Here is a 2,695-nt window from a genome sequence, read left to right as displayed (position 1 = left end):
TGGTGTCGCCGTCGCAGCTGAGCCCGACCGTCCGCGTCGACTGCCAAGCAAGCGCGCCGGACTGTTCGGTCGTGACTCGATCAATCCACGTGAGCTCAGTGTCGTGGGCGTGGTGCCAATGCCCGTGGAACGCGATGCGCGGCCGAGTCGCCTCGACTGCTGTCGCGATCAGTGACCGGACCTGGTCGGTGCGGACCTGATCCTCGGCTGGCAGCTGCCACGTTGCCAGGTCGAGCCTTGCCGGCGCGTCATGAGCGATCAGCACGTCGAGGGGTTCGCCGCCGAGGTGAGCGACGTCGGAGCGTTCTGTCATCTCGTTCGGCCACCAGTCGCTGCCGTGTGTGCGGTCGCGCCAATCGACAGAGAACGCCCCGCCAAGAAAGCCGAACGTGAGACCTCCAAGACTGATCCTCGCGCCGCGCGGGATGTACGTCACGTGATCGCTCAGGGCGATCGGTGTGTCGTTCTTGCGATGCTCGGCGAGAGCGGAGTGGTCGTCGTGGTTGCCGTCGATGAACCAGAGCTCGACACCGTGGCGCGCACAGGCGGTATCCACGGCCGTCAGGAACCGAGGCCCGTCGGGATGGTGCGGGAAGTAGCCGAAGTCGCCCACCTGGATCACGATCGGGCAGCCGTGCGCAGCCGCCGTTGCAGCAAGCCCCTCGACCCACGGAGTGTTCCCGTGGGTGTCGCCCGCCACGAACACGCGCCGAACATTGTCTCGTGTAGCGAACGCGGCGTCCATGCGACCAGTGTGGCCACCGAGACGACCAGACCTTGGACGAGTTTCGGCGAGCCCACTGGTTGCCGAGCAAAAATGAGACGATCGTTGCGAAAATGAGTTGAATCTCCCGATGTTCGATTGCTGCAGCGCAGACGAGTACGTTGGCGTCGGCTTGCGAATTTTTCGAATTGCAGTATCATTGGGGTCTCAGGAGGAAAACCAAGATGACTGCATCCACGCTGGAACACACGGTCTTGCCGCCGACCGAGCCGCTTGACGAACTCGTTGCGATGCTCCGGACATTTTCGGGGCCTGAACTGGCGACAACCCTGTCTGGCCCCAATGGCCAGCATTTGATCCTGCCCGCTGAGGTCTTCGAGGTGCTCCGTGACATCGTCGAGGCCATGGCAGCAGGACAGGCCGTCACGATCGCACCTGTCCATCAACGACTCACGACGCAGGAAGCGGCCGACCTGTTGGGCGTGAGTCGCCCGACACTCGTGAAGCTCCTCGAGGCCGGCGACATGCCCTTCGAACAACCAGGTCGGCATCGCCGGGTCCGCCTCGCCGATGTTCTCGCGTACCGGGAGCGCAGTTCGCTCGAACGCCGTGCGGCTCTCGATCGCATGGTCGAGATCGCCGACGAGGCCGACATGTACGAGCGGACAGCGACTCCGAAGCGCACACGGTGACGGTCCGTGCCGTTCACCGTCGTGCTCGATACGTGCGTCATCTACCCGGCACACCTGCGTGACACCCTGCTCCGCCAAGCGGAGCGCGGTCTGTATCGAGCCCTCTGGTCCAACGACATCCTCGACGAACTGCACCGGAATCTCGTCGAGGACGGCTTCAACGCCCACTCGGTCGACCGACTTCTGACCGAGATGCGCCGGGCCTTTCCCGATGCCGAGATCGGCGGCTACCGATCGCTCATCGACGGGCTGACGTGTGATCCGAAGGATCGCCACGTGCTTGCTGCAGCCGTGCGCGCTGACGCCGCGGCCATCGTCACCTTCAACATCCGCGACTTTCCAGCGATGAGCGTCGACCCGTTCGAGATCGACGTCATCGACCCCGACACGTTCCTGCTCGGCCAACTTGATCTCGCGCCGAGCGTCGTGATCGAAGAGCTTCGTCAGCAGGCTGCCGCCAACAAGCGAGAACCCAAGACGCTGTCAGGGCTCCTGGACGCCCTGGCTCGGGCCGGTGCTCCATCTTTCGCCGATGAGGTGCGACGGCGAGTCGTCTGACAAACAGGTGCGGCGGGTACGTTGCGCATCATGGCACGATCGGCAGCCGGGGGACCGGACAATGAACTCGATGTCATCGTAGATCGGCTCGATGGCGGCGAGGTACGACGACTGCTGCTGGACGCTGCGGCTCGACACGGTGATGTCGCTCGAACGATCCGACTTGCAGGGGCCACGCCGACCGATCGACTCTCAACCTTGCGTTCCGAGCTCGACGGACTGAGAACTCGGCGACACATGGGCTACCGGGAATCCATGGAGTGGGCGGATGACGCCACCATCGTCGTCGATGAGATCACGGCGACGGCGCAGAGCGCGCCGTCGCGCGAGTTGCTCAAGCTTGTCGAGCTGGCGATCGGTCGGGTGATCAAGGTGATCATGCACGCCGACGACTCGTCCGGCGCGATCGGCGAGGTCGCCCGTCAACTCCTCGAAGCCCATGAACAGATCTGCGACGCCGGCGTCGCCGACCCCAAAGCGTTGGCGAAGTGGATGGTGCGGTTCGGGTTCGACGACCAGGACTTCTTCACCGTCGACCCGGTTCGCTATGCGGCAGCGCTGGGCGACGACGGCCTCGCGCTCCTGCGACGCGCGGTCGATGATCGACCGGCGACTTCCGATCGAGACTTCGCTGCGCGCTACACCGAGGAAAGGCTGGCCGTGCTCGATGGCGACATCGATCGCATTGTCGAGCTGCTGGGCGGCGATCTCACGGGCGCGC

4 protein-coding genes are annotated in these 2,695 nt (G+C 64.5%); 3 read left to right on the top strand and 1 reads right to left on the bottom strand.

Going from position 1 to position 2,695, the window contains the following annotated elements; genetic code table 11:
- A partial coding sequence (locus tag ACH2EI_RS15600) for a hypothetical protein (protein WP_395154058.1) occupies window positions 1-745 on the bottom strand: 745 nt, incomplete at its 3' end.
- A gap of 203 nt (window positions 746-948) precedes the next feature.
- Between ACH2EI_RS15600 and ACH2EI_RS15595 the strand changes: the two genes are divergently transcribed.
- The 3 genes from ACH2EI_RS15595 to ACH2EI_RS15585 form a co-directional block, all read left to right on the top strand.
- Complete coding sequence (locus ACH2EI_RS15595) at window positions 949-1,416, top strand: helix-turn-helix domain-containing protein (protein WP_395154057.1); 468 nt, start codon at window positions 949-951, stop codon at window positions 1,414-1,416.
- A 6-nt stretch (window positions 1,417-1,422) separates the two neighbouring features.
- Window positions 1,423-1,974 (top strand): PIN domain-containing protein, encoded by a 552-nt coding sequence (locus tag ACH2EI_RS15590; RefSeq protein WP_395160711.1) that lies wholly within the window; start codon window positions 1,423-1,425, stop codon window positions 1,972-1,974.
- A 30-nt stretch (window positions 1,975-2,004) separates the two neighbouring features.
- Window positions 2,005-2,695, top strand: a 691-nt coding sequence (locus ACH2EI_RS15585) for a DUF6880 family protein (protein WP_395160709.1), incomplete at its 3' end; no start/stop codon positions are given.

Source organism: Ilumatobacter sp. (assembly GCF_041688325.1).
GTDB lineage: Bacteria > Actinomycetota > Acidimicrobiia > Acidimicrobiales > Ilumatobacteraceae > Ilumatobacter_A.
Note: the sequence above shows the minus strand (reverse complement) of the source record. Positions and strands in the feature narration are given on the sequence as shown.